Genomic DNA, 26,595 nt, shown 5'->3' with positions numbered 1-26,595 from the left:
TCTTATGCTAAGCTAGAACTTTTAAGTTTGAAGAAAAACAGACACGTAATCTCCCAGCGTAGAGGTGCTGGGAAATGCAGAATAGGAGTGTTGAATTGCGCCTGAGTAATATAAGAAAAGGGGTGTTAAGCGATCAGTTTCCAGACTCGTACCCTGAAGAGTGGCCTCCTTACGAATATTATTTGAGTGAGTCAAAAATTACTCGAGAAGACTTTTTAGGATTAAAGGAGCTTGTTGAAAATAATAGTGGTGAAACCGATATTGATAGATATATTACAGAGCGTCCTCAGCTTCTTCTTTCAGTTTTAGATATGAAAAATACAGGGCATCATGCTGCATGGGTAATTCCTAAGCAGCAAATTAAGCCTCATGTTTCAAGTGAGATGCGAGGTCTCATTCCTGATTTCTTGGTGGGAGGTAAGAACTCTTTTGGCGTAACTTGGTATATTGTAGAGCTGAAAGGTGCAAATCATAAGCTTTTTTCAATGGCAGGAGGTAGTGTTAAGCTAAGTGATGTTGCAAATAAAGGCTTTTGTCAGTCGCTGATATATATGCAGTTTTGCAATTCTTCGCAACACATGTTGAGAGAAGTTCTAAAGCTAAAGGGATTTGATAAAGCAAATTCATTTCTTATTGTTGGCAGGGCTGCAGAGACAAATACTGAAAGAGAGCGAATGCTAAAATCTGCTGTTAATAATTTTAGTGAATCCTTGAGTATTCGTTCGTATGATTCCTTCCTTTCTTCATGTGAAAGAATTGTTGATTCCAATTCTAGGATGTAAAGGTCGTAAAATAATTATTCGCCTATTTCTTTGATTTATGTATCTATAGCTTGTTGTTTTTTAATTTTACTGTTCAAGGTGAGGGGTTGTTTAGTGTTATTTGATACAGAGTGTTCTTTTTTAGAGGAGGTTTTAGGGCCAATCGACTCTTCTCTTTTGGAAGTGAATCGTAATATTTCAGAAGCCAGTATATGGGATGTTGGTTGTCTTTGTGATAAGGGGGAGTATTTGATTGGCTTAGGCTTTTGTATTATGCAGCGTTACATGTTTAATGCGCTTATGGATGTTGATATTAAGCCGAGTGATGCGCGTTTGCTAGGTCCTCGCAGCTCAGTTGGTGAACCTGTTGCAGAGCTAATTCATAGCGCTGCGAATTATTGGAAGCATGAGCCTGAATGGCATATTTGGTTGGAAAAGCTAAATGATAGGTCGCAAAAGACGGTAGATAAAGTGTTGCATCACAGGGACTCAGCTCAGTATCCGTTATCTGATCTGCTGGCAGACTTAAATGGTAGTTCTGACATAACTCTTATTGGTTGTTTGCCATATTTAACTCAATGGCGAGAAGCTGTATTTAGGCACGTAGAAAAAAATATACAAAAAGGTGCTTAGAAGGGGAGGAGGGTTGTAAAATTTTGGCATGCAAGGGTGCTGGTTATAGAATTGTTTGTTAGTAATGGTCCGGCACTGTTCGCCACTTAGCGTAATGTCAAATCACAGAATTCTTATAACCAAGCAGATGCTATGTTTTGATTTTCCTCCATGCGTCTACAGCTTCTAGCAAAGCACAACCGCTACCTATCCTCCAACCCGCCCTCATCAAACAACGAAAGCTGCTGCCGATTATCGGCTTTTGCTTTTTTACCATGCCGAGCAGGTGGCCGCCGCTGACTAGCGAGCTTCTCCACAATCGCTTGGCTGGCATCCCTCGCTTCCGGCGTGTGGCGCAGTTCATACAGCAGCTTCTTCCAATAGCGCGCTTCGGCTTCGAAATCGTTGGGGATGGGGTAGTCGACACCCGGCTGAAAGCCGAAGCGTTTTTGCAGGCTTTCCGGCAAAGTCCAGGGTTTGGCGCGCCACTCTAACGGCAGTGGCGATAGTTCCGGCACCCAGCGGGCGATGAACTCACCGGTGGGGTCGTTATCTTCTGCTTGCTTGATGGGGTTGTAGACCCGCATGGCGTTGGTGCCGGTGGCGCCTGCTTGCATCTGCACTTGAGGGTAGTGAATGCCGGGCTCAAAATCGGTAAATAGCCGTGCGAGGTGCAGAGCAGGCTCATGCCAATGCAGCCCCAGGCCAAAGGTGGCGTGGGAGAGCAGCATGGCGCGCATGCGAAAGTTGATCCAGCCGGTGGCGGTTAGGCTGCGCATGCAGGCATCCACTAGCGGCACGCCGGTTTGGCCGCGCTTCCAGGCGATCAGGTGCGGGTGTTCCGGGTCGCGCTCCCGCAGGCCGCGCAGCGCCGGGTGCAACGTTTGATGCTCGATGCTGGGTTCGCTCTCCAGCTTCTGAATAAAGTGGCAGTGCCAATAGAGCCGCGAGGTAAAGGCACGCAGCGAGCGGGTCCAAGCGGTGTCGTCGGCGTGCTTTTGCCGCTGGCGGCGCAGGGATTGCACCACTTCCCGCATGGAGAGTGTGCCCCAGGCCAAGTGCGGGGAGAGTCGCGATCCAAACTCCCAGGCCAGTAACGGTTTGGAGAGCGAGCCGCGATAGCGCCGCCCGCGCTGGGTAATAAAGCTCAGCCACAGCGCGCGCCCTTCACTGCGCCCGCCGCGCTGGCGTTGGGGGCAGGGCGTGGTATCGAACCCCAAGGTGAGCGAGGGCAGGTGCGCCACATCTACGTGATGAAACGCTTCCCAACCGGTGGCGGCCACCGCTGTTGGCGGGGCGGGGTAGGTGGGGGCGGCCATCAACGCTTCCCAGTGGCTTTCCCAGCGGGATTGATGCCCCGTGCGGCTGCTCAGCCCACGAATCACACCCTGCTGGCGGGCCTCCTGCCAGGGCACCTGGTGGGCGTGGCACCACGCTTGAACGCGCTGGTCGCGCTCAAAGCTCCAGGCGTTACCGGTCTCTTGGTGGGAGTGCAGCACCAGTTCACCGTAGTGGGCTTTGAGCGCGGCTAGGCATTCCACCATATCGCCTTGCCACAGGCAGAGCGGCAGGCCCAGCGTGTTGAGCGCTTGGGCAAGGTCAACCAGTGAATCAGCGGCAAATTGCCAGTGGCGAAGGGCGCTGTCGGGCGCTTGCCACTGCTCGGGCTCGATGGCAAATAGCGGCAGCACAGGGCCCGCCGCAGCGGCGTTGGCCAGCGGTGCGTGATCGTGAATACGTAAATCGCGTTTGAACCAAACGACCTGAAGGGGTGCCTGAGCCATTAGCCGTAACGCCTGTTCGTCACTTATCTATTCGTTATGCAGTGATGACGTTACCATCAAGCGATTGTTTGCGTAACCAACTGAGTCACACCTGCCCCACAGGAGAACCACTATGTATATTGCTATGAACCGTTTTCGGATTGCCCCAGGCCGCGAAGAGGATTTTCTAGAGGTATGGCGCAACCGCGATTCCCACCTGGACGAAGTGCCGGGCTTCAAGCAGTTTCAAATGCTGCAGGGCGAAAGCCAAGAAGACCACACCGTGTTTATCTCCCACAGCGTATGGGAATCCGAAGAGGCCTTCCGCGCCTGGACGAAGTCGGAGGCTTTCCGCAAAGCCCACGCCAATGCCAAAGCGCCAGAAGGCATCTACCTTGGCCCGCCTAAGTTTGAAGGTTATGAAGTGGTGCTGTAAGGCAGTATGGCTAAACGAAGCCGGTTTTTAGCGGGGCGCTTGCCCCGCTTTGGGTGCTTTAAAACAGCACCAAACCAATAGAGAGCAGTACGCTATAGAGCAGCGTTGAAACGGCTGTTTTCTTCAGCATGTTGGTGAGAATCTTGTCATCACGCGTATGGCGTAATGTTTTAGCAGCATCCGTTAGCGGCTTGGCCACCAGCAGGCAGCTCCACCCCAGCAGAGGAACCGGCAGTGCTACTAGGTAAACCAACGTGAGCGCCAGCGCCAGCCCCAGCAACGCCCAGTGATACCTAATTGCGCCTTCGCGGCCTAGCCGTACCGCTAGGGTGATCTTGTCGCAGCGTGCATCGCTTTCGATATCGCGCACGTTGTTCACATTGAGCACGGCGGTGGCCAACAGCCCGCAGGTGGCGGCAGGCAGAAACGGTAGCCAGTTTAGCTGATGGGTATGCAGGTAGTAGGTGCCTAATACCCCGAGCAGCCCGAAAAACATAAACACCGAAACATCTCCAAACCCTCGGTAGCCATAAGGAGCACCGCCTAGCCCCACGGTGTAAGTCACTGCGGCCACTAGGGCAGCTGCGCCTAATAGTATGAAGGTGAGAAGTTGCCCCCACTGATTCCCAAACGCCGCCACCAGTAACAGCAGCCCCAATACCGCGGCAACGGTTGCCGTGACGGCCATGCCACCGCGCATTGCTGTTGGCGTCAGCATTCCCGATGAGACCGCTCTTGCCGGGCCGCTACGTTTTTCGTCGTCAGCCCCTGAGGCGGCATCGCCATAGTCGTTGGCTAAATTAGACAGTACCTGAAGCGCCATGGCGGTGAGTAAGGCAAGTACCAGCACAACAGGGTTAAACGCCTGTGCGTGCCCCGCAAGCCCACTGCCCAACAGAATAGACGCACACGCCAGCGGCAGCGTTCGGGGGCGTGCGGCTAACACCCAGGCGTGGTAGGGGTTATGTTTAGCGAGCTGATCCATGTCGTCGGTATTCCTGTGTTCTTTTCTCTGTACTTTTTTGTGGGTGACGTTGCCTGCGTAACACGCGGTTCTTTAGGCAATCGTTAGCCGTCATCAGGTAAATAGCAGCAGCCAGGGTAGGCCTATGACTAACCAGGCCACCAGGAAGATGAACCCGAAAATTGCCCCAAGACGCCAGAAGAGCGCGCTAGGCAAGTAGCCGCTGCCGTAGTAAACCGGGCTTGGTCCTGTGCCGTAGGGCGTGAGGATGCCCATAAAGCCAAGTGTGGGCAGCAGTAGCAGCACAAACAGCTGCATATCCAGGCCAGCGATGCCTGAAGCCGCTGCCAAAATAACTGGCAAAAGGGCGGTAACGTGCGCCGTAATACTCGCAAAGAAGTAGTGCAGGCCATAAAACAGCACCACTAGCGCCACCATGGCGATCATCGGGTTAAGGTGGCTTATCTGCCCGCCGACCACACTCCCAAACCAGCTCACAAAGCCTACTTGGCTGAGGCCGCCTGCTAGCGCCACTAGGGTGGCAAACCATACAAAGGTATTCCAGGCGGCATGATTATTAAGAATATCGTTCCAGGTGACAATGCCGGTTAGCAGCATGGCGCAGATCACCACCAGCCCGACCAGCGAGGCAGAAATAATGCCGCCGCCAAAAATCCACAGCAGCAGGGCCGTTACGACCATTACGACCAAGAGAATCTCGTTGCGGGTGAGCGTGCCTAGTTGCTTTAGCTCATCTCTGGCCCAGTCTGAAATCTCATGGCCTGCTTTCACCTCGGGGGCGCATAGCCAGTAGCAGAGCAGCGGCACTAATAACAGCAGCAAAATGCCGACCGGGGCAATGGCCATAAACCACTGCCCCCAATTGATTTGGATGCCGGTTGTGCTTTCGGTTAAGGCAACGGCTAACAAATTGGGGGCCATCGCCGTTAGAAATAGCGAGCTGGTGACGCAGGTCGAAGCCAGCGCTGTCCACATCAGAAAGCTACCCATACGCTTCATGCTGGGGTCGTTGGGGAGCGAATCATATAGCGGTGGCAGGTTACGAATCACCGGATAAATAGTGCCTGCACTGCGCGCCGTGTTGGAGGGCGTAAAGGGGGCAAGAATGGTATCCGAGATCATTACCGCATAGCCAAGCGTCAGCGTGCGCTTACCCATAGCGTTGACCAACCAGAGAGAAATACGCCTGCCAAGGCCGGTTTTTTCGTACCCCAAGGCAAACATAAAGGCACCGAAAATCAGCCAGACGGTGGAGTTAGTAAAGCCCGATACCGCCCAGGAAAACGCTTGGTTAGCAGGGTTAAAGCCGTCAGCGGCCAGCTGCTCTGGGGAGAACAGTACCCAGCGCGAGAGCAGCGCAATGAGGGTAACGCCTATCAGCCCAATGACCGCACCGGGCAAGGGTTCAAGAATCAAGCCCACCACACAGCCAAGAAAGATAGCGAAGAAGTACCACGCATGGGGCGCGACTCCATCAGGCGTGGGTATTAACGCAACAATAATGGCGATAATAAGCGGAGCGAATAGCTTCCACCGAGGCGTGGAGGGAATAACACTGTTCATGCTGCCTCTCTTGTCTATTCTAGATATTTTTTGATAGTAAAACCAAGCCAAAACATCGCTGTTACGTAGCTCATTAGGGATTGCTAAAAAAATTTCCTTATTAGTTAAGTTATCTAGCTCAAATGCTTCATGCTGATAGTAACTAGTTTTTCAGTATTTTTATTAAAAGCATTTAAAACAGAAATTTAGATATTATTTTTAAGTTTTCTTGAGTTTTCGAGATTAATCGTTAACTGTTTCTAGAGTAGATGTTGTGTCACTAAGGTAAAGTGATATAAATCTTATTTCTGCCTTTTTTGATATGCGTCAATAGCTCTTTAGAGTTATGTAAGGGACAACGTGTGGGTATGGTAAATTCAAGCAAAGAAGACATTACCCAAGCGTGTCACTCTTAATGTAGTTTTGCTTGGCTAACGGAAGGAAATGTTATGCAGCAGCGAGATTTCGATATCGTGATTGTGGGAGGTGGCGGCGCAGGCTTACGTGCTGCCATTGGTGCGGCTGAGCAGGCCACAGCCCAGGGCACCTCCCAGCGTATTGCGCTGCTGTCTAAAGTTTACCCAATGCGCTCGCACACCGTTGCTGCAGAAGGCGGTGCTGCGGCGGTGACCAGTGCGGAGGATTCACACCAAGCACACTTTGATGACACCGTCTCAGGTGGCGACTGGCTGGTGGAGCAGGGCGTCGCCGACTACTTTGTTCACCACGCTTACCAAGAGCTGGTGCAGATGGAGCGCTGGGGCTGCCCCTGGAGCCGCAAAGACGATGGCCAAGTGCAGGTGCGCCGCTTTGGGGGAATGAAAACCGCCCGCACCTGGTTCGCGGCCGACAAAACCGGCTTCCATATGCTCCACACCCTGTTTCAGACCTCGCTGAAATACCCTGAAATCGAGCGTTTCGATGAGTTTTTTGTGCTTGATCTGGCCGTTCACGAAGGTGCGGTGATTGGCGTGATTGCCCTGCAGATTGCTACTGGCGAACTAACGCTGCTGCGTGCCAAGGCCGTTGTTTTGGCCACTGGTGGCGCGGGGCGCTTGTTCCGCTTCAATACCAACGCGGGCATTGTCACCGGCGACGGCATGGCCATGGCCTACCGCCACGGTGTGGCGCTGCGGGATATGGAGTTTGTGCAATACCACCCCACGGGCCTGCCCGGCTCCGGTATTTTGATTACTGAAGCGTGTCGGGGCGAAGGCGGTATTCTGCTCAACAAAGAGGGCTATCGTTACTTGCAGGATTACGGCCTTGGGCCAGAAACCCCGCTGGGCAAGCCGGAAAACAAATACATGGAGCTGGGGCCTCGGGATAAGCTCTCCCAGGCGTTTTGGCAGGAGCAGCAGGCAGGCCGCACCGGCAAGTTTGGCGACAGCGACGTGGTTTATCTCGACCTGCGCCACCTGGGTGAAAAAACCATCCTGGAGCGCCTGCCGTTTATCTGCGAACTGGCGAAAGCCTATATCAATGTCGACCCGGTGAAAGAGCCGATCCCCATTCGCCCGGCGGTTCACTACACCATGGGCGGGATTGAGACCAATCCTCAGTGCGAAACCTCTATTGCGGGGCTTTACGCGGCTGGGGAGTGCGCTTCAGTCGGTTTACACGGTGCTAATCGCTTAGGCTCCAATTCACTCACCGAGCTATTAGTGTTTGGCCGTTTGGCCGGTGAGCAGGCCAGCCAGCGAGCAGCACACACCGAATGGGCCGATATGTCCCTGCTGGAAGCTCAGGGCGACCGCCAGCAAGGCAAGCTGCGGCAGCTCTGCGACGGAACCGAAAGTGCAGAGAACTGGGTAGAACTCAAACACGCCATGGTTCAGGCCATGGAGAGCGGCTGTGGTATTTACCGCACCGAAGAGGGCATGCGCCATTCGCTGGATACCATGCGCCAGCTACGGGCGCGCTTTAATAAGGTGCGCGTTAACGATACCAGCAAGATCTTCAATACCGAGCTGCTGGAATGCCTTGAGCTGGAGTGTGGCCTGGATATTGCCGAAGCCTCTTGTTTAGGCGCGCTTGAGCGCCGTGAATCCCGCGGCGCCCATCAGCGCTTGGATGAAGGCATGCAAAAACGCGACGATGTTAATTACCTCAAGCATAGCCAAGTGTTCTACCAAGGCGATGGTCATGCCGAGCTACGCTGGCAGGACGTCGATGTACGGTTTTCCGCCCCGGCTGAGCGAGCCTATGGCGATGCGGGCAAGGGGGCAAAGGCATGAATACCCAGCAGATCAGCACCAAGCAGATCAGCGTCAAACGCTACCTGCCGGACAGCTCGGCTGAACCTTATTGGCAGCAGTACGAGCTGCCGGTGGACGATAGCACCTCGCTGTTAGATGCCCTTAACCATGTTAAAGAGCAGCTTGATAGCACGCTGAGCTATCGCTGGTCTTGTCGGATGGCGATTTGTGGCTCCTGCGGGGTGATGGTGAACGGCATTCCCAAGCTCGGCTGTAAAACCTTCCTGCGCGATTATGAAGGTGAAATACGCATCGAGCCGCTATCTCACTTCCCCGTGCAGCGGGATCTAGTAGTAGACATGGCGATTTTCCTTGAGCATTTGGCCGCGGTTAAGCCCTACCTGATTGATGACAACCCGGTGAAAGCGTTTGATCCCAACGCGCCGGAAACCTATCGACAGTCCCCCGAGCAGCTCGCCCGCTACAAGCAGTTTGCCAACTGTATTAACTGCGGCCTTTGTTACTCGGCTTGCCCGCAGTTTGGGCTGAACCAAGAGTTCCTCGGCCCGGCGGCGCTAACCTTGGCCCACCGTTACAACCTGGACAGCCGCGACCACGGCAAGAAGCAGCGCATGGCCGAGCTTAACCGTCACGAAGGGGTGTGGAGCTGCACCTTTGTCGGCTTCTGCTCCCAGGTATGCCCAAAAAACGTTGACCCCGCCGCCGCGGTCAATCAGGGCAAGGTGGAAGCGGCCAAGCACACGCTCATCGCGCTGTTTAAAGGATAGGGGAGGAGAGAGGTTATGGATAAATCATCATCGCAACGCCTGCCGCCGCTGAAACGTAACTGGTGGCTCAAACACCGTTTTTTTAAGCTCTACATGCTGCGCGAAGCTACGGTACTGCCGCTGGTGTTTTTCACGCTCTGTTTACTGGCCGGTATGCTTGCCCTGCTGCAGGGGGCGGAAAGCTGGCAGGGGTGGATCGCCTTTATGAGATCCCCTGTGGTGCTAGCGCTGAACCTGCTTGCGCTGGTGGCTAGCCTGTTTCACGCCGCCACCTTTTTTGTGCTGTTTCCACGGGTAATGCCGCTACGCATCGCCGGGCGAAGGCTGCCTGATCAAGCCATTGTTGCGGCGCAGTGGGCTGGGGTAGTGGCAGTGGTGTTGCTGTTTATCTGGCTATTAGGGAGTGCATAAGATGAGCAAGCCAAGCATGGATAGACCCAGCATGAACAAACCGGATGCTCAGCACAAACAAGCCTTTGATGAGCCGCTCTGGTGGGGGCTATTTAGTGCAGGCGGTGTCTGCTTTGCGGTTATTCTGCCTGCCGTGATTATATTTATTGCCATTCTCCTACCTCTTGGGCTGCTGCCCGTTGAGGCACTGAGCTATGAACGCGCTTCATCGCTGCTGTTTAGCGTGACAGGCCTTCTGTTTGTTGGGGCAGTCGTCTGCTTGCCGCTGTTTCATGCCGCCCACCGCCTGCGCCATGGGCTATTTGATATCAGCGTGGGCAATGACGCGCTCAACAAAAAGCTGATGTACGGCAGTGCCGCGCTGCTGAGTATTGTCGCGCTAGGAGTGGTAATGGCAGGCATGTTGGGTTGAATATCTTCTCCTCCTCATCCGACTCACACAGCGAGGCCAAGTGCATAAATATATTTCTTTTTGTGAAAACGGCTGAATAATTTAGCGGTCAGGTGGTGCTAGTGGCGGCAAATAGCGCTCAAGTAACTGGGCTGCATGCAGCACCTTGAGGTCTTGATATTTACCCGCCACTAAGTGCAAACCTACCGGCAGCCCCTGGTTGTCTAGCCCGCAGGGAAGGGAAGCCGCGGGCTGTTGTGTTAGGTTGAAGGGATAGCTGAACGGCGTCCAATCCATCCAATCTCGATAGTGCTTGCCCGGTGGTACGTTGTGGCCCGCCGCAAAGGGCGCAATGGGCATCGTAGGCGTTACTAGCAAATCATAGCGTTCGTGAAAGGCGGCCATGTGGGCGGTCAATTCGCTGCGCTCACGCCGGGCGGCGAGGTAGGTGGAAAGCGATACGTCTTGCCCGCGTCGTGCAATCTCCAGAAAGCCAGGATCGAGTGCTGCCTGTTGCTGTTCGTTGAGTTTTTCGAGTGCCTGCGTGGCTCCCGCAAACCAGAGCGTATTAAACGTTTTAAGCGGATCGCTAAAGCCTGGGTCTATGCGTTCTACGGTGGCACCCAATGCTTCTAAATAAACGATGGCTTCCTCGGCTCGCTGGGCAATATCTGGCGCTACCTCTACGTAGCCAAGATTGGCGCTAAACGCGATGCGCCAGCCCTGCAGGCTAGCCGGAGGCGGCGTGAGCCAGTCTGGCCCTGTTGGGTTTCCAGCATAACCATCCCGAGCATCGGGCTGGGCCATGACGCTGAGCATGAGGGCGCTATCTCCCGCAGTGCGTGTCATGGGCCCTAGATGAGACAGCGTACTCATGGCGCTGGCAGGCCATTGAGGCACCCAGCCGAAAGTAGGTTTAATACCAAACGTGCCGGTAAAGCTGCACGGAATACGGATGGAGCCGCCCGCGTCGCTGCCTTGATGAAGCAGGCCCAGGTTAAGCGCCGCGGCAGCCCCCGCGCCGCCGGATGACCCTCCCGGCGTTAGCTCTGGATTCCATGGGTTGCGGGTAATGCCATGCAGCGGGTTATCGGTGACGCCTTTCCAACCAAATTCAGGCGAGGTGGTTTTGCCAACCACAATGGCCCCGGCATTGCGTAGGTGACGGCTAATGGGCGCATCTATCTCCCAGGGGCCATCCGGAGCCGTGGTGGTGGAACCCAGCCGTGTAGGCAGGCCTTTGGTTAGGGTTAAATCTTTGATCGTCACTGGAACCCCGTCTAGCGGGCCGCAGGGGGTGCCTGCTTGCCAGCGTCGAGCGGATTCTGCCGCTAAACGGCGTGCCTCCTTCCCGTTAATACAGGTGAAGGCATTCACCTTGGGGTTATCCCGCTCAATACGCGTTAAGCAGTCTTCCACCAGCGTTTCCGGCGAGAGCGAGCCCTCGCTGAAACGTGCCAATGCATCGGTTGCCGTTAGGGTTTCAAAGGTATCCGCCATGGTTACTCCCCACTTTTCACACCGGCCGCATTGAGCATGGCGTGCAGTAAGACGTTACAGCCTGCGTGTACGTGCTCTGGGGTGGCACTTTCAATCTCGTTATGGCTAATGCCATCTTTGCAGGGAATAAAGATCATGGCGGCGGGGGCGACACGGCCAACAAACATCGCATCGTGCCCGGCTCCGCTGATGATATCCATGTGTGACAGCTGCAGCTTTTCAGCGGCTTGTCGCACGCTATCCACGCATGCTTGATTGAAATGCTCTGGCGCAAAATCTGCGGTGGGGGTGAGCTCGTATTCCAACCCGTGACGTTGGCAAATGTCTTCAACGGCGGTCGTCACCGCTTGGCCCATGGCGATTAGGGCGTCGGGTTCCCAGTGGCGCATATCCAGGGTCATTTTGACTTGGCCGGGAATGACATTGCGCGAACCTGGGTGTAGCGTCATACAGCCTACCGTGCCGCGCCCGTGGGGTTGGTGCTCATGGGCAATCCGGTTGAGCGCTTGAGTGACTTCTGCTGCCCCCATCATGGCATCCCGACGAAGATTCATTGGGGTGGGGCCTGCATGGGCTTCAAGCCCTGTGAGAGTTAGATCGAACCACTTCTGCCCAAGCCCACCGATGACAACTCCAATGGTGGTGTCGGTATCTTCGAGAATAGGGCCTTGCTCGATGTGTGGCTCAAAATAGGCTTTGATCTCGCTGGGGGAGACCTCATCACTACCGCGATAGTGAATAGCATCTAAGGCATCGCTGACCGTGACACCATCGGCGTCGGTGCGCGCCATCATGGCGTCAAACGCCAGCTCACCGGCGAATACCCCGGAGCCCATCATACAGGGTGGGAATCGGCAGCCTTCTTCGTTGGTCCACGCGACCACTTCAATCGGCGATTGTGTGGTGATGTTGTGCTGGTTTAGGGTGCGAATCACTTCAAGCCCAGACATGACACCGAAGCAGCCATCGTATTTACCGCCGGTGGGTTGGGTATCTAAGTGGCTGCCCGCCATGACGGTTTTGGCACTGGGGTCGCTGCCTTCCCGACGGGCAAAAATATTGCCAATATTATCAATGCGAATCGTACAGCCTTCAGCACGGCACCACTGAATAAACAGATCGCGGCCTTGGCGTTCTAAGTCGGTCAATGCCTGGCGGTTCACGCCGCCCTTCGGCGTGGCACCTAGTTTTGCCATCTCCATGAGCGACGCCCAAAGGCGGTCGCTGTCAGTATGCAGGTTGGACTCTTTGATGGGGGTAACGTAGGTATTCATCTCACTCTCCTCGCAAAGTTAAACGGATGTGTTTTCCGTTAGTAAGTCGTGCAGCTTGGAACGGTGATTCTGATTATTGGGTGAGTCGTTGCTGACCAGCATCTGTACCGCCATTTCTGCTTCCAGTGCACTCATGTGATGTTCAGCATCGGCCATGTGCTCGGCCATGATCTGTCGCACACGTGGGGCATCTTCAGCGCGGTAGGCATCCACTAGCTGTCGGTGGTAATCCTGATTGGCGTGGTCGAATTGCTTTCGCTCCGGGACGTACGCTTTTTTGATCACCACCAAATCGCGCAGCATGTCGTTTAAGAACTGGCACATAAACGCGAGCAATGGATTCGGGCAGGCGCGGGCCAGCAGCTGGTGAAACTCCAGCTCTAGAAAACGTTGGTGTCGGTGATCCTCTTCATGACTCGCACAGCAGGCGCAGGCCGACATATTGGCTTCCAACTGTTGGAAGTCCTGCTCGTTGAGCTTACCCACCACGGAGGCCGCCAGTTCTACTTCCAGCAGTTTGCGTAACTGGTATACCTGCTTGCCATCCAATTGCTGGAAGTGCAGGAAGTTACGCAGCATTCGGCTGGCGGGCTCCATGCTGGGCTGATTAATGACTGCGCCTCCTTTAGGCCCGGTTTTTAACGTGATGAGCCCCTCAACCTCTAAGATCTTGAGCGCTTCGCGCACGGTGCCCTTAGCGCTACCGTAAAGCTCCATCAGCGCTTTTTCATTGGGCAGTCGGTCGCCTTCCCCCAATGACTCTGCGGCGATCCAGCGCTTAATGTCGTCGCTAATCAGCTCAGCAAGCTTGGGTCTGCGCGGCGAGGTTGAAACAGGGGCTTGAGTCATCAACCCACTCCTTATTAGTGGTTAGCGCTATTGGTGATTTCTTGCGTATAGGCGGGTAAGCGCTCTGGGTGGTACTCGGCATCATAGTCATGACGTGCTTGGGTAAAGCGTTCTACGACCGCTGTATCGCGACGGTGCAGTGCGTGGCTGAGCCCAACAAACAACGCAGCATTCAGTAATAAACCCCAGATACCCGCATGGTAGCCAAACGGTGCGCTGAGCGGGCCAAAGGTCATGAGGAGTACGCAGGCAACGCCCGCCCACAACCCCGCCAGTGCAGCGGTGGGGTGAGCTTTTTTCCAGGTGATGGCACCTATGGTGGGAATGACCAACTGTGCGGTGCCCGCCAGTGCTGCAATACCAATCGTGACCAGTACGCCAGGTACGGTAAGCGCCATGATATAAGCGGCTAATGAGAAGCCCACCAGCGATAAACGACCGATATACACAATGCGCGCTTGGCTAGCGTCACGATCAATATAGCGTTTGTAGATATCCATCGTCACCACGGTAGACACCGCGTGGATCTGCGAATTGGCGGTAGACATCGCGGCCGACGCGCCCGCTGCCATGATCAGTGATGCGAGTAGGTAAGGCGCATACTCCATCAGCATAATGGGCAGAATTTGGTCAGGATTTGCTACATTGGGCTCAAGCAGCACGCCTGAGTAGCCAGACAGCACTGAACCTACATAGGCAAAGGCCGCCAAACCCAACAAAAACGGCATCAAGTTAAATAGCTTGCCGTGTTTAACCGAGTACATACGTAGCCAAATTTGCGGACCCATAAAGGCACCAATAGCGGTAATGGCAAACAGCGAGAACCACATGGGGTAGCCCATCGTGCCGTTAGGCCCAGGCATGGTGAGATGGTCAGGAGAGGTTTGCTGTAGCTGACTAAATAGCGCTGCAGGGCCACCTACCTGAGTGGAAATGTAGTAACCGGCATACAGCATGCCGAAGAATAGCAGTGCGCCATAAATAACGTCGGTCCAGGCGATGGCGCGGATACCACCAATCCATACGTAGATAATAATAATGAAGTAAAACAGTAGTGCAGCGAGCCAGAAAGGAATCAACCCGCCTGATGCAACCTCAATTAAATAAGCGCCGCCAGTAAGCTGGATCTGCAAATAAGGTACGGTGAAAATTAGCGTGATAGCGGCAACAGTAATTCGCAGTGCCTCGCTGTTATAAAAATCTCCGATTAAATCTGAAGGTGTTAAGTAATTGAAACGTTTGCCCAAAAACCACACCCGTTTGCCTATCCAGTAATACATAAACCCAAACAGGAGATTCCAGGCTAACGCCGTCAAAAATACCGGACCGTTGGTATAAAACGTGGCATTAGAGCCAAGGAACGCAAACGCGCTCCACCAGGTTGCAGCGACGGTGAAGAAGACCGCGATGCTTCCCATGGCACGGCCTTGGACAAAAAAGTCCTCGCTGGTTTCTTGCGATTGACGTGCCGATAAAACCCCCACTATCAAGGGGATAATCATAAAAGCCGCAATAATTAATAAGCTACCGGTCATAGTTAACCCCTTTTGTTACAGCTGTTTAGTTGCGTGAACAGTTGATGGCTCGGGGCTGCCCCAGTTGGTGAAATAAGCCACCAAAAACAGCGCCGTTAATGCAAACCACCAGAACAAGTTCCACACCAGCAGAAAGGGGAGCCCCAGCACCATGGGCTCTATGCGATTGGCTAGCATAATCATGGGACTTTCCAGCATGAAAAAGCTGAAGAGCATGCCGCCATAAATAGACAGCTTTAAGGGTGTTAAGTATTTCATAGCAAGTTAGCCCTTTGTTTATATTGAAATTGTGAGCAGTATTAGTAGTGCATGCAGGTAACAATAGCGCTGTTAGGCGCATTGTCTGTGCAAGTACTACTTAGGCGTATTCCACTGGTTTGTTGTATTTATTCGTATAAATATAAGAATTAGGCGCTTTGAATCGCTACGTCAAGGTTGTTCGCTGTCATTTGCCGCTCTGTTACGTCTAAATTTCCTAACGTGAGCTCAAGAAAAGCATAATTTTATAAACGTAGTGGGTGGCGCATGCTGTTGCTATGCGTTTTAGCGATGGAGCTTGGCCACTATGTTTGATGTAAAAAAGTTTGACGTAAAAAATACAACCACTGCCCACCCGACCCCCACCGACGAGCAGGGGGCAACGTCTGCGTTGAACCAGCACTTCTGGATGCCGTTTAGCGCGAACCGTGATTTCCGTGCGAACCCGCGCATGATCGCCGGGGCGGAGGGGCGTTATTACATCGATGACCAAGGGCGTAAACTGTTCGATTCGCTCTCAGGCCTGTGGACCTGTGGGGCGGGACACAACCGTGAAGAGATTCAAAAAGCCGTAGCGGCGCAGCTCGGCACGCTGGATTTTGCCCCCGGCTTCCAGATTGCCCACCCGCTGGCGTTCAAACTGGCGGAAAAGATTGCCAGCTTAACGCCCGCCGGGCTAGATCACGTGTTTTTCACCAATTCCGGTTCAGAAGCCGCAGATACCTCTGTCAAGATGGCCAAGGCCTACTGGCGGCTAAAAGGTAAACCGGAAAAAACCCGCATGATCGGCCGCGCTAAGGGCTACCACGGGGTGAATATTGGCGGCACTAGCCTTGGCGGCATTGGCGGCAACCGTAAACACTACGGCCAGCTGATGGACGTCACCCACCTGCCCCACACCCTTCAGGCGGGCCACGCCTTCACCCGCGGCCAAGCCGACACCGGCGCCGAGCTGGCCGATGCGCTGCTGGATCAAATTGCGCTACACGATGCCTCTACCATTGCGGCGGTGATTGTGGAGCCGATGTCGGGATCGGCGGGGGTTATCGTGCCACCAAAAGGCTATCTGGATCGGCTGCGCGAGATCTGCACCGCCCACGATATTCTGCTGATTTTCGACGAGGTGATTACCGCCTTTGGCCGCAGCGGCGCAACCACCGGTGCTGAAGCCTTTGGCGTGACGCCGGATATCATGAACGTGGCCAAGCAGATCACCAACGGCGCAATCCCCATGGGCGCAGTGATCGCCTCTGGTGAGATTTTCGACACCTTTATGCACGCGGGCGGCCCCCAGCACGCCATTGAGTTCCCCCACGGCTACACCTATAGCGCCCACCCCGTGGCCTGCGCGGCGGGGCTGGCGGCGCTGGAGATGATGGAGCGTGAAAACTTCCCCGCTCAGGTGAATGCCATCGCCCCCATATTCGAGCAGAAGCTGCACGCCCTAAAAGGCCACAACCATATTGTCGATATTCGCAACTACGGTTTGGCCGGTGCCCTTCAGCTAGCGCCGCGTAACGGCGACCCTACGGTTCGCCCCCGTGATGCGCATATGGCGCTCTGGGAAGCGGGCTTCTACGTGCGCTACGGCGGCGACACGCTGCAGTTTGGCCCTCCCTTTGGCACCACCGAAGCCGAGCTTGAACGGCTGTTCGATGCGGTTGCGACCACCCTGGATTCGCTGGCATAAATCATTACGGAGCGTAAAAAATATGAGCACGGTTTCCCACCTGATTAACGGCGAGTTAGTTGAGAGTAAGCGCACGCTGGAGGTCACCAATCCCTCAACGGGGCAAGTGATTCGCCAAGTCGCTGACGCAGATGCCGCTGACGTAGAGCGAGCCATTGCGTCCGCTCAGGCTGCGTTCCCCGCCTGGCGCGATACGCCGCCCGCCAAGCGTGCCCAAGTGATGTACCGCTTTAAGCAGTTGCTGGAAGAACACGCCGACCGCTTGGTGCAGCTGGTTAGCGAAGAGCATGGCAAAACAATTGAAGATGCTATGGGCGAGCTTAAGCGCGGCATCGAGAACGTTGAGTACGCCTGCGGCGTGCCGGAGCTGTTAAAAGGTGAGTACTCCCACAACGTGGGGCCGGGCATTGATGCGTGGTCGAACTTCCAGCCGCTAGGCGTGGTGGCGGGCATTACCCCGTTTAACTTTCCCGCCATGGTGCCGCTGTGGATGTACCCCATGGCGATTGCCTGCGGTAATACTTTTATCCTCAAACCGTCGGAAAAAGACCCATCGGCGGCCATGGCGGTGGCGGAGCTGCTACAAGAAGCGGGGCTACCTAAAGGCGTAATGAATGTTATCCACGGCGGTCGCCAATCAGTGGAAACGTTGTTGGATGCCAAGGCCGTTAAAGCCATTTCGTTTGTGGGTTCCACGCCAGTAGCCGAAGCGATTTACTCGCGCGGTTCCGCTGCGGGTAAGCGCGTTCAGGCGTTGGGCGGGGCGAAGAACCATGCGGTGGTGTTGCCGGACGCCGACCTGGAGAACGCCGCCAATACGCTAATGGGCGCTGCCTACGGTAGCTGCGGCGAGCGCTGCATGGCGATCTCGGTAGCGGTCTGCGTGGGTGATGAAACCGCCGACCGTCTCGTTGAAACAATGCTGCCTAAAATTGCTGCGCTCAAGGTGGGGCCTGGCACCGATAAAGGCCTGGATATGGGGCCACTGGTCACCGCAGAGCATCGCGATAAAGTGCTCGGCTTCATCGAGGACGGTGTGAAGGCGGGCGCAACGCTGGTCGCCGACGGCCGCAGCCTGAAAGTGGCCGGTCATGAAGAGGGCTACTTTGTCGGTGGCTGCCTGTTCGATAACGTCACCGCTGAAATGCGCATTTACCAGGAAGAGATCTTCGGGCCGGTACTCTGCGTGGTGCGGGTCGGCAGCCTGGACGATGCCATGCAGCTGATTAACGACCACGAATACGGCAATGGCACCTGCCTGTTTACCCGCGATGGCGAAGCCGCCCGCCGGTTTACCGACGGTATTGAAGTCGGCATGGTGGGGGTGAACGTTCCATTGCCCGTGCCGGTGGCGTATCACAGCTTTGGCGGCTGGAAACGCTCGCTGTTTGGCGACCTTCACGCCTACGGGCCAGACTCGGTACGCTTCTATACTCGCCGAAAAGCGGTCTCCCAGCGCTGGCCTTCGGTGAGTGAAGCCACACGGGCGGAGTTCTCGTTTCCTACTAACCAGCGTTGACGCCGTGCGCTAACTGCGCCATCTTCTCTGCACCACCGCTTGCACTATTGCTGGGCGGTGGTGCATTTTTTTGTGTGTCATTTTTAGCCGTTAGGGTCGTAAAGGGATAGCAGCGTGGCGAGAACACAGGACGAAATTCGGCAAACCAACGTCAAAAAGATTCTAGAAGCGGCGGAGCAGCTGTTCGCCGAGAAGGGCTATGCCGGTGCCTCCATGGGGGAGATTGCCCAGTTAGCCGACCTGCCGAAGTCCAATGTGCACTACTACTTCTCGACCAAAAAAGCGCTTTACCAAGAAGTACTGCTGGCGCTGTTAGAAGTGTGGAAGCAAGACGCGCTCTGCTTTGAGCTGTATGACGACCCCCGAGTGGTACTTTCCACCTACATTCGCGCCAAGATGAATCACTCCCGCTACCGTGCCCACGGCTCCAAAATCTGGGCAGCGGAAGTCATGCAGGGCGCACCGATTCTTAAAGAGCGCCTGCGCGATAATCTTTATGAATGGGCCAAGCTGAAAGAGTCGAAAATCCGCGAATGGATCGATTCAGGGCAGATTACTCCCGTTGAGCCATCTTACCTGCTCTATATGATCTGGGCCTCCACCCAGCACTACGCCGACTTTGACTACCAAATTGCGTTGCTGAACGACGACAAGCCACTGAATGATCTACAGTTTGAAAAAGCCGTGCAGTCGGTGACCTCGGTGATTTTGCGAGGCATTGGGCTGACGGCTTAGTGGGCGCTAATATCCTAAGCACTTAATCGCGGCCCTGCGTGGTTGTCGCTGCACTCTTATTCTGTTGCATTGGTTTCCAAAACGTCTTTTTTCCCTCCTGGCAGGCCTGTTCACGGGTGATGCCGATATCTTTCAGCAAGTGGTCATCGAGCGTGAGCAGCTGGCGACGGCTGCGGCGGCGCTGCTGGTAGTGGCTAAACTGGTAACGAAGCTGAGTGAGACTGAAGCGTGGCATGGCGGCTCTCCGAACGGTGGGGTGCCTGTTTAGGTTACGCAGCCTGCTGGACGCAATACAGATATAGGTTTTTTTATTTTTACGATACAGATGGGGCGTGTTATACCTCTGTATGGCGAAGCGGTAGGCCTTCTGTATGGCGGATGAACCGAGCGGGGTGGGTGTGATGACGCGTTATGAAGAGGTGGCGGCAACGTTGCGGGAGCGGATAGAGCACGGGATTTATCGCGTGGGCGACCGACTACCCTCCATTCGCGCGGTCTGCCAAGAGCTGAACGTCAGTATCTCAACGGCGCAAGAAGCGTACCGCCAGCTCATGGACGCCGCGCTGATTGAGTCTCGGCCAAAGTCAGGCTACTTCGTGCTGCCTTGCCGTATACCCTCCGTTTTGCCTTCTATCTCGCGACCAGCCCAGTGCCCGCTGGATGTCTCCCAGTGGGACCAAGTCTTAGAGCTGGTGGCTACCCAACGAGACGATAAACGGCTGTTGCTGGGGCGCGGCGTGCCCAACCTTGAGGTGGCATCGTTAAAGCCGTTGTCGAAAATCCTCGCCGGGCTGCACCGTAGTAACGATCTTCACGGTTTCAATTACGACAAACTCAGCGGCAGCCCTGAACTGCGCCAACAGGTGGCGCGCTTGGCGGTGGCGTCTGGCTGCTTGCTGCATCCGGATGATGTGCTGATTACCACCGGCTGCCAGGAGGCGCTCTCCATTGCGCTGCGCACGCTCACCCAGCCTGGCGATGTGGTGGCGGTGGATTCGCCCAGCTTCTACGGCACCATGCAGATTCTGAAAGCCAACGGTTTAAAGGCGCTGGAGATTCCCACCGACCCGCAAACCGGCATCAGCCTGGAAGCGTTAGAGCTGGCGCTAGAGCAGTGGCCTATTCGCGCCATTCAGGTAACGCCCACCTATAACAACCCCTTGGGCTATACCATGCCGGAAGCGCGCAAACGAGCGCTCTATCAGCTTGCCCAACGGTTTGATGTAGCCATTATTGAAGATGATATTTATGGGGATTTGGCCTACACCCAGCCCAGGCCACTGACGATAAAATCCTTTGATACCGGTGGGCGCGTGCTGCTGTGCAGCGGTTTCTCGAAAACCCTAGGGCCGGGCCTGCGCGTGGGCTGGCTGGCCCCTGGCTGCTACCGGGAAAAGGCGCTGCATATGAAGTACGTCTCCACCGGCGCTTCCGCCACGCTGCCGCAATTGGCCGTGGCGGAGTTTGTCGCCAAGGGCCATTTTGAGCGTCATCTACGCGCTGTTTCCCGCCAGTATCAGCGCCAGCGGGATGTGATGATTAGTTGGGTACAGCGCTACTTTCCGAAAGGGTCTGGCATTAGCTATCCGCAAGGGGGCTTTTTACTCTGGGTAGAGCTACCTGCGGATGTCGACTGCGTGCGCCTTAACGAGCGCTTAGCGCAGCACGCCATCCATGTCGCGCCGGGGTCGCTGTTCTCGGCCTCGGGTAAATTTCGTCAGTGCTTGCGGTTGAACTACGCATTTACCTTAACGCCCGCGATGGAAGAAGCGGTGCGCCGGGTGGGGTTGCTTGCTAAGGAGATGGTGGAGCAAACACAATTGGCCTGTTCTACAAGTTGAACGTGCTGCCTTTTACCGGCGTCAGGCGGCCATGGTCGATAATAGGGCCAGTCGGCTGTCCTGCTGGTGCGCCGCCTTGAGGCTCAACGCTAACGGCTAAGTCTGCATTGAATAATAGGTTACGTAACGCATCGCTAGGCAGTAAACGCCGGCTACCTTCTGATGGCAGTAAGCCCAGCGAAACAGGCGTGCCATCTGCGATTAGCCATAGTTCCCCCGTTTGATTCTGGCCGACTTGCGAAGGCTGAATCGTCTGCACGATTAACTCCCCTTGATCAGTTGCGCTGATAATCCAACTGGGTGTGCGTGATTCATCCTGCACGACAAAGACGGCCTCGCCAGAAGGAAGCGTGGTGAGCTCTGCTTGCTGCCAAAGAAGGCCCAATACCAACGCTACGGCACCGAAACTGGCAGTCATGGCTTGCCAAGTACCCAAACGTTGCCACCAGGGAAGGGCAAACGTTCCCGTTGCTTGTTTGACACCTTGCCAAACCTTTTTGGGCGGTGTCTTAGGCTCAAGCTGCTCGTTCAGTATTTGTAGGTGCTCTCGCCAAGCATCGACATCATTTTGCAGATCATGGCTGACGGCCAGAAGAGCTTCAAAGCGCACTTTTTGTTCGCTATCAAGTACTCCTAACACATACTCTCCAGCCGCAAGATGACGCTCCTCAGGGCTGGCTAAATCCCACTGGTCAGGCATGCCTTTAACCTCTCAAGTCCGCGTCGAATCAAGCTTTTCACGCTCCCCAGCGGCTGGGTAAGCGTGTGGGCGAGTTCACTGTGTGTCAGCCCCTGGAAAAAGGCCATTTCCATTAGCTGTCGTTGATGGCTGCTGAGCGTATTTAAACAGGTTTGCAGTTTGCCATGCTGTTGGTCGTTAATACTGTCGTCCTCAGGGTCGTCATTACTGAGCAGCGCCTCTAATAGCGGTTCATCTGCTGTTGAGTCTTGTGGCTTTTGGCGCCGTATCCAATCAATGCCGATATTTCTGGCCAGTGTAGATAGCCAGGTCATGGGTTTAGCCTTCGTGGCGTCATACTGGTCAGCAACGTGCCAGACTCTTATAAACACATGCTGAAGGCAGTCTTGTGCAGCCCCGTCATCTCTTACTATACGCAGCAACTGGGCATATAGATGCGCACAGGAGGCACGATAGAGACGCTCAAAAGCTCGCCTATCACCTTGGGCACAGCTATTGAGTTGTTCAATAAGATACTGCTGTTGTTGTGTGGGATCGGTCATTCAGGCATCTCTGCGCGTTAAAGCGGTACGTCAGTCTTGGTGAGCGTAGCGTTGAAGGCAATAGAGAGAATGAGAACCCAAAAAAAATCACACAATAATGCATCCACTGGGCGCGACAGTGCGTATGTATGAATGAGCTTACATTGTTGAGCCATTTTAACGATAACCAGGAGATGCCCCAATGAAACTCAAACTTTTGACTGCCAGCCTTTGTGCCGCTGCTCTTTGGACAGGTACTGCGGTTGCCGCTCACGGCCCGACCATGGTCGGCGGCGCGAATATGTTGCCAGAGCGTAATATCATTGAAAATGCTGTCAATTCTGGTGACCATGCCACATTGGTAGCGGCGGTACAGGCAGCAGATCTTGTAAATGTTTTGCAGGGCGAGGGGCCGTTTACTGTCTTTGCCCCGGTTGATGCGGCTTTTGCTAAATTGCCTGATGGCACTGTAGATACGTTATTGATGCCAGAGAATCAGGAGCAGTTGCAAACTGTTCTAACCTACCACGTGGTGCCCGGCAATCTGACACGCGACGTATTGTTGGAGCAGGTCATGGAAAATGACGGTACGGTAGCCTTTAAAACCGTACAAGGTGGGCATCTAACGGTGATGCGTAACGGCAACAATCTGATGGTTATGGATGCCCAAGGCAACAGTGCCAACATTACGGTGGTGGATGTGGCGCAGTCGAATGGCGTTATTCACGTGATAGATAGCGTACTGCTGCCATAAACTCTGCTGTATAAGCCTTAGCCCGCTAGTTGGCTAAGTTGTTGTTAAAGCTGCCGCTTTGGAAACAAAGTGGCAGCTTTTGTCTACAAAATCCGCTGCAGATGCTGACGGGCAGCATGAGACGCGATTGCATAGGGACTGAATATGCCCCTAAGTAATCACCGTGCCTTTCAACGTACGATAGAAGTAATCCGCGAACTAATGGCCCAAGATTATTCAAGCCCATCACTATCTAAAGCTAGGTACGCGAAAATAAGATCAAGTCATTAATTAATAAATTTTTTAACGCCATTCTTGTGCGGTGCGCCAAACGCACATCCCCGCGAAATAAACAGAGGTCAAGCCTAAGCCCCACAGCGCCCAGGCGGCATGATCAGGACTTGAGAGAATTAACGCGGTCGTGCACACACACCACAACAGCGTGACGGCGATATTGAGCGGCATAAACAGGCGCACGCGAAACGGATGCAGAAACTTCATTTTGGTCACGGTCAGCACCGCCAGGACGAGGATCGCCGCAAACGTGACGAAGGGAGGTAAATCAAGAATATAAAAATAGGCCGCGGCAATATTCCAGGCGGCAGGAAAGCCCACGAAGTAATTATCCTGGCTTTTCATATCGACGTTACAGAAACAAAACATTGATGACAGTAGAATGATAAAGACCGATAGCAGCCCTAAATAGGGCGGCAATTCAATGAAGTAGTAAATAAACAGCGCAGGAATAAACGCCCAGGTGAGGTAATCAATCACCATATCCAGCGTCGATCCATCGAAGTGGGGCAGGATGGTCTTCACTTCATATTTGCGTGCCAAGGTGCCATCAATACCGTCGATCATCATCGCCGCCCCCAGCCAGAGCAGGCAGGCCACCGGGTTATTGTCGACCAGCGCCAGGAGCGCCATCGTGCCAAGCAGCACGCCGCTGGCGGTAAAGATATGGACACTCCAAGCTTTATATATCGAAGCGCGGGATTCGGTATGCGAAAAGAGCGATTGGACCACGGTAACCCCAGTGGGAACGCGTCGTCCCCTTGCTGTTAGATGGATTAATAAGCGTTCAAAAGACGATACACTACTATAAGAAAACCGTCAGGAAATACGCAGCGTATACGCTAAGTGCCTTTTCACTCCGTTGCCACGGTGAGTTAGTACACCCACTAGGGAGATAACGCATGACCCACGTTCGCTCTGCCACGATTCATGATCTCGATGCTTTAACCGAGCTGTTAGATGGCTATCGGCAGTTTTATCAACAGCCAAGTGATACTCCAGCAGCGCGTGATTTTTTGCGCCAGCGCTTTGGGCAGGCGGACTCCCGAATTTTGGTGAGCGAAGGCGTTGATGGCGCAATAACAGGCTTCGTTCAGCTCTACCCTGGCGTCTCCACCGTGGGTTTAAATTCACGCTGGACGCTAAACGACCTCTTTGTGCTGCCAGAGTGCCGTGAGAAAGGAACGGGCCGAGCGCTGATGGAAGCCGCCACCCAGCTTGCCCGTGAACATGGCGTCGCGCGTTTGGTATTGATGACGCAGGTCGAAAATGAGCGCGCCCAGCGCTTATATGAATCGCTGGGCTGGCAGCGCAATACGGCGTTTTACGGCTATTTACTCGATATTGAGTAAAACAGGAGAGCTAGACATCTATCTCTCCTGAATCCGTAGGATTTAGGGGGTGCTCTCCACTAACAATCCCCGCATTAACGTTTCGACCATGCTCTCGTACTCGTCTGCCAATGAAAATTGCTGCGGGTCTTGTAGCCAGTCAAAACAAATGCCGATTAAGAAGCCATGAAAGTGAAGTCGGGCACTGGCAGGGCTAAGTCCCCGGCGTAGCTGGCCATTCAGCTTCGCCTGCTCGAATAGCTGCTCGACGCGCGCTTTTGAGTGCTCTGACAGCTGAGTGATCATACTGATACGCGGGTGATCATCCTCTAGCTTTTCGCAGCGGTGTAGCACGATGGTCGCGGCGCGTTGCAAGGGCAGGTTATAGCAAATAGCGCTGAGCGCGCTGTGAGCAATGGCTTGCAAGCAGTGTGTGGGGGCGTGGCCTAAACGGCGCGCTGCCTCATCAACAATTTCATCGAGCGGCACACGAACCCGCTCTAGCAGGGCATTGAATACTGCCGCTTTATCTTCAAAATGCCAGTAAATAGCACCGCGGGTTACGCCAGCCGCTGCCGCAATGTGGGCTAGCGTGGTGCGCGACACGCCTTGAGCGAGAAACTGGGTTTCTGCGGCATCTAGAATCGCCTCGCGGGTGCGTTCAGCCTCGGCTTTTCGGCGTGACATAGCAGCTCCTAAGAAAAATGACCATATTTGACATGACTGAATGGCAAAGTCGTCAGTAGGCGATTAGTATACACGTTCACTGACATTCATGAATGTCAGTGACACCCTTATGATTGCGTAATGACAATACCGCCGAGGAGTCTGCTGTGCGTAACCCTGTGATTCGATTGCTTCCAGCGCTGCTGGCCTTGCTGCTGGCAGCAGGTAATGCTTATGCCGGCCAGAATGAACCGCCTCCTCGGCCGGTGAAACTGATGACACTAGAGGCGTCAGGTGCCTCGCTGCAGCGCCAATTCCCTGCGCGGGTTGAAGCCACCACGCGTAGCAACCTCTCGTTTCGCATGGCAGGCGAGCTGTTAGAACTTAACGTGAGCCCAGGCCAGCGGGTAACAGAAGGCACCTTAATCGCGCGTATTGATGATCGGGCGATGCGTAGTGAATTAGATAGCGCCCGTTCGCGGTTAGATTTGGCGCAGGCAACTCACGAACGCATGCGTTATACCCTCGAGCGTGGGGCAATCAGCCAGGCGCGGTTTGATGAATCAGAGGCGGAGCTGCGTGCTGCTCGGGCGACCTTTGAGCAGGCTGAAGAGCAGCTGGAAAATACCCAACTGCGCGCCCCTTATGATGGTGTCATTGCCCAGGTGCCGGTCGATAACCGGCAGATTGTTCAGGTGCAGGAGACCGTGGCGGTGATTCAGCAGCCAGGGCAGCTTGATGTGATCTTCCATCTACCCCAGCAGATTGTTCAGCAAATACCGCGCAATGACGAGGTGACACCGTTTGAAACGGCGATGGCCTTTGAGGTGCGGTTTGGCAATAGTGAAAAACCTTACTTGGCGCAGCTAGCGTCTTATACCACCCAGGCCAGCGCGCAAAGCCTTGCTTATGAGGTAACGCTTCGGCTGCCGCAACCCGACGACATCACGCTGCTGGATGGCATGAGCGCCACCGTGCGGCTTGATTTAGGCCAACTGTTACCAGCGTCCGAAAGTCTCGTTTGGCATTTGCCGCCTGATGCCATTGGCTACCTTGGTGAGAATCCAGAGCAGGCCGTGGTGTGGCGTTTTCAGGCGCCTGATCGTTTAGAGGCAGTGCCGGTCGAAGTGGGGCGTTTAACCTCTAAGGGGCTAGAAGTAAGCGGTGAGCTGGCCGCGAATGATCGCGTGGTGGCAGCGGGTGCCCATCGTGTCAGCGCGGATATGCGCGTCACGCCATGGGAAAAGAAACAGGGGCTATAA

At 54.6% G+C, this 26,595-nt stretch carries 27 protein-coding genes; 14 read left to right on the top strand and 13 right to left on the bottom strand.

All coding sequences use genetic code 11. The annotated features are described in order from the left end of the window. Positions 1-95 precede the first annotated feature (95 nt). Together LG301_RS14950 and LG301_RS14945 are read left to right on the top strand one after the other, a co-directional pair. The gene (locus LG301_RS14950) at positions 96-782 is read left to right on the top strand and encodes a Shedu anti-phage system protein SduA domain-containing protein (protein WP_404471948.1); all 687 of its coding nucleotides are present in this window, start codon (positions 96-98) and stop codon (positions 780-782) included. 93 nt (positions 783-875) lie between these two features. Continuing rightward, positions 876-1,394, top strand: a complete 519-nt coding sequence (locus tag LG301_RS14945) for a hypothetical protein (RefSeq protein WP_404471947.1) — start codon at positions 876-878, stop codon at positions 1,392-1,394. 182 nt (positions 1,395-1,576) lie between these two features. On the opposite strand, the gene LG301_RS14940 is transcribed toward LG301_RS14945, so the two are convergent. Next, complete coding sequence (locus LG301_RS14940) at positions 1,577-3,157, bottom strand: deoxyribodipyrimidine photo-lyase/cryptochrome family protein (RefSeq protein ID WP_404471946.1); 1,581 nt, start codon at positions 3,155-3,157, stop codon at positions 1,577-1,579. Between the two features lie 112 nt (positions 3,158-3,269). Between LG301_RS14940 and LG301_RS14935 the strand changes: the two genes are divergently transcribed. Continuing rightward, positions 3,270-3,572 (top strand): antibiotic biosynthesis monooxygenase, encoded by a 303-nt coding sequence (locus LG301_RS14935; protein WP_120386264.1) that lies wholly within the window; start codon positions 3,270-3,272, stop codon positions 3,570-3,572. A gap of 58 nt (positions 3,573-3,630) precedes the next feature. Here the strand turns inward: LG301_RS14935 and menA are convergent, their stop codons facing one another. Together menA and LG301_RS14925 are read right to left on the bottom strand one after the other, a co-directional pair. Further along, entirely contained in the window at positions 3,631-4,557 is a 927-nt protein-coding gene (gene menA, locus LG301_RS14930) for a 1,4-dihydroxy-2-naphthoate octaprenyltransferase (protein ID WP_404471945.1), read from the bottom strand. Between the two features lie 93 nt (positions 4,558-4,650). Continuing rightward, positions 4,651-6,120 carry an anion permease gene (locus LG301_RS14925; RefSeq protein ID WP_404471944.1) on the bottom strand — a complete coding sequence of 490 codons (1,470 nt, stop codon included), beginning with the start codon at positions 6,118-6,120 and terminating at the stop codon, positions 4,651-4,653. A gap of 428 nt (positions 6,121-6,548) precedes the next feature. On the opposite strand from LG301_RS14925, the gene frdA reads away from it, so the two are divergent. Genes frdA through frdD form a run of 4 tightly spaced genes read left to right on the top strand, consistent with a single transcriptional unit; the run spans position 6,549 to position 9,908 of the window. Beyond that, complete coding sequence (gene frdA, locus LG301_RS14920; protein ID WP_404471943.1) at positions 6,549-8,336, top strand: fumarate reductase (quinol) flavoprotein subunit; 1,788 nt, start codon at positions 6,549-6,551, stop codon at positions 8,334-8,336. Then, a complete protein-coding gene (locus tag LG301_RS14915; protein ID WP_404471942.1) occupies positions 8,333-9,085 on the top strand; it encodes a succinate dehydrogenase/fumarate reductase iron-sulfur subunit in 753 nt (250 codons plus the stop codon). The genes frdA and LG301_RS14915 overlap by 4 nt, the downstream gene beginning before the upstream one ends. 15 nt (positions 9,086-9,100) lie before the next feature. Next, entirely contained in the window at positions 9,101-9,496 is a 396-nt protein-coding gene (locus LG301_RS14910; RefSeq protein ID WP_404471941.1) for a fumarate reductase subunit C, read from the top strand. A gap of 1 nt (position 9,497) precedes the next feature. Then, positions 9,498-9,908, top strand: a complete 411-nt coding sequence (gene frdD, locus LG301_RS14905) for a fumarate reductase subunit FrdD (protein ID WP_404471940.1) — start codon at positions 9,498-9,500, stop codon at positions 9,906-9,908. A gap of 81 nt (positions 9,909-9,989) precedes the next feature. Here frdD and LG301_RS14900 read toward each other — a convergent pair whose 3' ends face one another. The 5 genes from LG301_RS14900 to LG301_RS14880 are packed head-to-tail and all read right to left on the bottom strand — an operon-like array spanning position 9,990 to position 15,303. After that, the gene (locus LG301_RS14900; protein WP_404471939.1) at positions 9,990-11,387 is read right to left on the bottom strand and encodes an amidase; all 1,398 of its coding nucleotides are present in this window, start codon (positions 11,385-11,387) and stop codon (positions 9,990-9,992) included. A gap of 2 nt (positions 11,388-11,389) precedes the next feature. Next, the gene (locus LG301_RS14895) at positions 11,390-12,661 is read right to left on the bottom strand and encodes a Zn-dependent hydrolase (RefSeq protein WP_404471938.1); all 1,272 of its coding nucleotides are present in this window, start codon (positions 12,659-12,661) and stop codon (positions 11,390-11,392) included. Between the two features lie 18 nt (positions 12,662-12,679). Beyond that, the gene (locus LG301_RS14890; protein WP_404471937.1) at positions 12,680-13,510 is read right to left on the bottom strand and encodes a FadR/GntR family transcriptional regulator; all 831 of its coding nucleotides are present in this window, start codon (positions 13,508-13,510) and stop codon (positions 12,680-12,682) included. A 14-nt stretch (positions 13,511-13,524) separates the two neighbouring features. Continuing rightward, complete coding sequence (locus LG301_RS14885) at positions 13,525-15,045, bottom strand: sodium:solute symporter family protein (protein ID WP_404471936.1); 1,521 nt, start codon at positions 15,043-15,045, stop codon at positions 13,525-13,527. A 15-nt stretch (positions 15,046-15,060) separates the two neighbouring features. After that, a complete protein-coding gene (locus tag LG301_RS14880; protein WP_404471935.1) occupies positions 15,061-15,303 on the bottom strand; it encodes a hypothetical protein in 243 nt (80 codons plus the stop codon). Positions 15,304-15,610: 307 nt separating this feature from the next. Here LG301_RS14880 and LG301_RS14875 point away from each other — a divergent pair, with 307 nt between their 5' ends. The 3 genes from LG301_RS14875 (at position 15,611) to LG301_RS14865 (ending at position 19,247) form a co-directional block, all read left to right on the top strand. Further along, on the top strand, positions 15,611-16,993 hold the full coding sequence (locus LG301_RS14875; RefSeq protein WP_404471934.1) for an aspartate aminotransferase family protein: 1,383 nt from the start codon (positions 15,611-15,613) through the stop codon (positions 16,991-16,993). 22 nt (positions 16,994-17,015) lie between these two features. Further along, positions 17,016-18,512: a CoA-acylating methylmalonate-semialdehyde dehydrogenase gene (locus tag LG301_RS14870; RefSeq protein WP_404471933.1), complete on the top strand. Its 1,497-nt coding sequence runs from the start codon at positions 17,016-17,018 to the stop codon at positions 18,510-18,512. A gap of 114 nt (positions 18,513-18,626) precedes the next feature. After that, a complete protein-coding gene (locus LG301_RS14865) occupies positions 18,627-19,247 on the top strand; it encodes a TetR/AcrR family transcriptional regulator (RefSeq protein WP_404471932.1) in 621 nt (206 codons plus the stop codon). Positions 19,248-19,269: 22 nt separating this feature from the next. On the opposite strand, the gene LG301_RS14860 is transcribed toward LG301_RS14865, so the two are convergent. Beyond that, entirely contained in the window at positions 19,270-19,482 is a 213-nt protein-coding gene (locus LG301_RS14860) for a DUF1127 domain-containing protein (RefSeq protein ID WP_404471931.1), read from the bottom strand. 166 nt (positions 19,483-19,648) lie between these two features. On the opposite strand from LG301_RS14860, the gene LG301_RS14855 reads away from it, so the two are divergent. Continuing rightward, positions 19,649-21,088: a PLP-dependent aminotransferase family protein gene (locus tag LG301_RS14855; RefSeq protein WP_404475287.1), complete on the top strand. Its 1,440-nt coding sequence runs from the start codon at positions 19,649-19,651 to the stop codon at positions 21,086-21,088. Here LG301_RS14855 and LG301_RS14850 read toward each other — a convergent pair. Continuing rightward, positions 21,078-21,788, bottom strand: coding sequence for an anti-sigma factor domain-containing protein (locus LG301_RS14850; protein ID WP_404471930.1), 711 nt, complete (start codon positions 21,786-21,788; stop codon positions 21,078-21,080). The two genes, LG301_RS14855 and LG301_RS14850, sit on opposite strands and share 11 nt — an antisense overlap. Then, positions 21,767-22,330 carry an RNA polymerase sigma factor gene (locus LG301_RS14845; protein ID WP_404471929.1) on the bottom strand — a complete coding sequence of 188 codons (564 nt, stop codon included), beginning with the start codon at positions 22,328-22,330 and terminating at the stop codon, positions 21,767-21,769. The genes LG301_RS14850 and LG301_RS14845 overlap by 22 nt, the downstream gene beginning before the upstream one ends. A 181-nt stretch (positions 22,331-22,511) precedes the next feature. On the opposite strand from LG301_RS14845, the gene LG301_RS14840 reads away from it, so the two are divergent. Further along, positions 22,512-23,063, top strand: a complete 552-nt coding sequence (locus tag LG301_RS14840) for a fasciclin domain-containing protein (protein WP_404471928.1) — start codon at positions 22,512-22,514, stop codon at positions 23,061-23,063. 282 nt (positions 23,064-23,345) lie between these two features. On the opposite strand, the gene pcsA is transcribed toward LG301_RS14840, so the two are convergent. Continuing rightward, a complete protein-coding gene (pcsA, locus tag LG301_RS14835; RefSeq protein WP_404471927.1) occupies positions 23,346-24,068 on the bottom strand; it encodes a phosphatidylcholine synthase in 723 nt (240 codons plus the stop codon). A 170-nt stretch (positions 24,069-24,238) separates the two neighbouring features. On the opposite strand from pcsA, the gene LG301_RS14830 reads away from it, so the two are divergent. Then, a complete protein-coding gene (locus LG301_RS14830; protein ID WP_305947711.1) occupies positions 24,239-24,688 on the top strand; it encodes a GNAT family N-acetyltransferase in 450 nt (149 codons plus the stop codon). Between the two features lie 42 nt (positions 24,689-24,730). On the opposite strand, the gene LG301_RS14825 is transcribed toward LG301_RS14830, so the two are convergent. Continuing rightward, positions 24,731-25,354, bottom strand: coding sequence for a TetR family transcriptional regulator (locus LG301_RS14825; protein ID WP_404471926.1), 624 nt, complete (start codon positions 25,352-25,354; stop codon positions 24,731-24,733). Between the two features lie 146 nt (positions 25,355-25,500). Here LG301_RS14825 and LG301_RS14820 point away from each other — a divergent pair, with 146 nt between their 5' ends. Further along, complete coding sequence (locus tag LG301_RS14820) at positions 25,501-26,595, top strand: efflux RND transporter periplasmic adaptor subunit (protein ID WP_404471925.1); 1,095 nt, start codon at positions 25,501-25,503, stop codon at positions 26,593-26,595.

It is taken from the genome of Vreelandella venusta (assembly GCF_044809155.1).
Classification (GTDB): domain Bacteria; phylum Pseudomonadota; class Gammaproteobacteria; order Pseudomonadales; family Halomonadaceae; genus Vreelandella; species Vreelandella venusta_B.
The sequence above is the reverse complement of the archived record's forward strand: the minus strand, read 5'-3'. Positions and strand labels throughout refer to the sequence as shown.